This window comes from uncultured Streptococcus sp. (genome assembly GCF_963521865.1).
Lineage (GTDB): Bacteria > Bacillota > Bacilli > Lactobacillales > Streptococcaceae > Streptococcus.
This window is the reverse complement of record NZ_CAUQWY010000080.1, coordinates 1-3,400: the sequence shown is the minus strand read 5'-3', so window position 1 is coordinate 3,400 and position 3,400 is coordinate 1. Positions and strand designations below refer to the sequence as shown.

General features: G+C 29.6%; 4 protein-coding genes and 2 pseudogenes. All 6 read right to left on the bottom strand.

The annotated features are described in order from the left end of the window. Positions 1 to 575: hypothetical protein (locus tag RWO85_RS09990; protein WP_314415689.1), on the bottom strand; the 575-nt coding region annotated here is incomplete at its 3' end. A 102-nt stretch (positions 576 to 677) separates the two neighbouring features. Further along, positions 678 to 905, bottom strand: coding sequence for a hypothetical protein (locus RWO85_RS09985; protein ID WP_314415686.1), 228 nt, complete (start codon positions 903 to 905; stop codon positions 678 to 680). Continuing rightward, positions 892 to 1,011 (bottom strand): annotated as a pseudogene (locus RWO85_RS09980) (DNA-binding protein); the annotation flags it as partial. The gene RWO85_RS09985 and the pseudogene RWO85_RS09980, both read right to left, overlap by 14 nt. 227 nt (positions 1,012 to 1,238) lie before the next feature. Next, the gene (locus RWO85_RS09975) at positions 1,239 to 2,351 is read right to left on the bottom strand and encodes a tetratricopeptide repeat protein (RefSeq protein WP_314415684.1); all 1,113 of its coding nucleotides are present in this window, start codon (positions 2,349 to 2,351) and stop codon (positions 1,239 to 1,241) included. 123 nt (positions 2,352 to 2,474) lie between these two features. Beyond that, positions 2,475 to 2,813, bottom strand: coding sequence for a hypothetical protein (locus RWO85_RS09970; RefSeq protein ID WP_314415681.1), 339 nt, complete (start codon positions 2,811 to 2,813; stop codon positions 2,475 to 2,477). A gap of 503 nt (positions 2,814 to 3,316) precedes the next feature. Beyond that, positions 3,317 to 3,400: pseudogene (locus tag RWO85_RS09965) on the bottom strand (IS5/IS1182 family transposase); the annotation flags it as partial.

Here is a 3,400-nt window from a genome sequence, read left to right as displayed (position 1 = left end):
TTCTTGCCACCATCATTATTAGCTAAATCATGCTTTGTTTGTAAAAAAGAAATTACTTCTTTTTTGTATTCTTCAGGGACACTTTGAATATTTTGATTAATAATATGAACCAAATTTTGATGTGAAATTTTTTTGGGTGTCATTTTTTGCATACTCATAAAGTATTTCCATTTATCAGGGTAATATTCAAAATTTTTTAAACGCGGTAAATAGTTAGAAACATAACCTGCAAGTCCTTTTTTATAAGCATTTGATAAAATAAAATTATAAATTTCGGTAGTTTCTTCAAGTTGGTATCTTAGTATCATATTCCCCAAAATAGATATGATATTCAATAGTATTTTTTCATTATCTGAATAATTAAGTGCTATCTGTAAAAGTTCCTCAGCAAATTTGTCATCTTTGAAATACGAAGAATAGTATAATGACATTTCATCTCTAGGTGTTTTTTCAAATAACTTTAGAATATTAACTACTTCTGTTTCTGTTTTCATTTTCCAGTTTTTAATCTCTACTTGAAGTAATCGAATATCATTTATTTTTTTCTTTATCTTGAATGGAATATTTTGACTCATGACTCCCTCTTTTGTACAAATTCAAATTTGTTTCACTTAATATCTAGAATATTGTATCATATTTTTTACTAAGTTTTATAGCCCTAACTCATGCTTCTTTACCTATGTTAGTTCCCTTTTTTCTTGCAGTAATTTATCTATACAGCTTCTGACACTTTCAACCTGTTCCACTTCTTTTCGCATATCTTTCATTTGAGAATATAGACTATCTTTTTCTTTCCTCAAAGTGCCAATTTCTACCTTCCATTTGGATATATTCAGGGTCTTGCTCTCGCCTAAATGTTCTTGTAGATATTTCTTTGCACTTTCAAATAAAATTAACGGTGTCATTGTCCATATAAGCGTCATAGAGCTTGTCCAAAGCACTTTCATCGTTGATACCTTTTTCCACGCTTATAATTGCCTTAACGAAGTCCTTGTGGTTATCATTGACCATATCTTCTATTTGATTTCTTATTTTTTTAATTTATATAATTTGCAATAAAAAGCGACAGATCCCCGAAATACAATATGTAAATCAGCCTGTCGCTTTTTCTATTTCTTCAAACACGGCGCCCGCTAGAATAATCAAAACTGCTATCCCCCCCAAGACATATGCAACTTTTTATAACTTATTCATTTATCATAATTGTTGCAGCACCAACTTTAAATTTTTACAACATTTCATTTAAATTTATGTCTCACACAGTCTACCATGAAGCAAGAAAATTCTGGATACAGCTTAAGCCTCACTTTTGGTTTGAAAGTTAGAGATTTTACACGAGAAATCATTTCTTCGTATTCTCTTTTATCTTTTTCCAATTCCTCAATATATTTCTTCTTATCTTCCTCGCTCACATAGTCATCATCAACTATAGCTTCTTTAATAGCATCCATTAAATAGAGGCTATTTTTTTCTTCAAGGACAAAAAACTTTGCTTTTTCATCCTTTAACCATAAAGCATAATAATAGTGTTCCCAGTCAGCTAGATAGTATTGACAAATAACTTCATCGCTATAGTAATGTAAGAATTTGTCGAATTCTTCAAGTACATAATAGGCATCAAAAATTTGCTCCGCAGAAATATCATCTGTTTTCAAATTGTGATTTTCATCTTCTCCTGACTTTACTTTTTCTAACCAAGATATTGCTTTATCTTTATTACCAAGATATACTTCGCAGTATGCAATGCTAAGCAATAGACTCATTCTATCAGGATATTGTTTTAATAATTCTAAAAATATTTCTTTAGCTTTCTCATATTCTTTGAGTTCATATAAAGAGACTGCATGATTGAAGGAATATTCATAACTATCATCAATATTTTTGGCTTTTTCAAAATATTTTTGACTCAATATAAGCCATTCTTTATTTTCATTAGACTGGTACATACTAAAGTAATAAAGCCCCAACCCTGTATATGTTTCAACAAAAGGAGAATCTAAATCCTTTGCTTTTAGTAAATATTCTAATGTTTCTGCAGTATAATCATGGTTAAATGCAATATTGGTGTAAACTCTTGCTTTTTGAGCATTATCTAAATAAATTTCAAATTTATCAAGAAAAGAATTCAAATATCTTACATACTCACCGCGTCTAAGCTCTAACTTTAAAGAAGCAAGCGTACATACTATATCAATATCTGAAGGATATTCTTTTTGTTTGGATAACAAGTAGCTTTCCATTTTTTTAAGGTATTCTGTTGATCTTTCATAGTCCTTTAAAAATGTCTCTTTATATCTATCCTCATATTCTTTTTTCTGCTTATCCCAATATGCCTTTATTTCATTTATCAAAATCTGTACTCCTCATTAGTTAAAATTTAACAAACACTATTTTCATTTTTTATCCTTTCCTACAGCTTCGAATTTACGTATCCACATATATTTTCTACTATTTCAATACTATCCCATTATTACTTATTCATTTTTCTTATAGTAACTGGGATAAAGAGGGTGTTCAAATAAACCATCATCAATCATTTTTTCAATCTTCGCCGGCAAATCAACTTTATATACTTTTTTATAAATAGCTGTGCTTAAACATTCAAATCCGCCTCCCGAAGAAGCATCACCTAAAAAATTTTGAATTGATTCTATATCGGGATAATGATCAGGATTATGTAGATAACGCATATATTCCTCTAAAACTCGTCTAATGTATAGAAAGTCTTTCAGGTTCATTGTTATTTTTTTCTTATCAGAAATAGTATCTAATCCATATTCAACGATATCTTTTATATTTGTATATTTTATCATCTTTAAATTCAATACCTCTTTTTCTCCAAATAATTATCATATAAAATTGTTGTTTTAAATCGTTTATTTTTTTTTACGTTATACACCATATCTCCGCTGTTCCAAACATACATAATTGCCGTCACTGGTCGTTTCCCATCTTCCCGCAGCCATCCTGTATATGTAGTTGTGTTCCCATAATAGCCTTCAATAATGATTTCAAATTCTGAGTCTGTATAGTTGGTTGAGTTTGGAATAGTACGCTGTAGCTGCTAAAACATTTCTAGAAATTAATTTGACTTTCCTAATAGAGTTGTTTATATCTTATTTCAATCTACTATATATTCATCCATAAATTGTTGTAAACCAATATACTTTCCATTGAAAGGTCCTTCACCCAAGGTTTTGTTAAATATCAATACATCGCACATGTCAATATCACATTTTTTAAAACATATTTCACCAGGGTATGATTTTCTTTCACCTTCCACAAATTCATATATTTTATTAGACTTCCTGCGAAACTAAAATCCTAGTTCACGGTTGATAATGTCAGCAATCAAATTCATTCGTAATCCAAAGCGTTTACGTCGATTTCGATAGCTTGT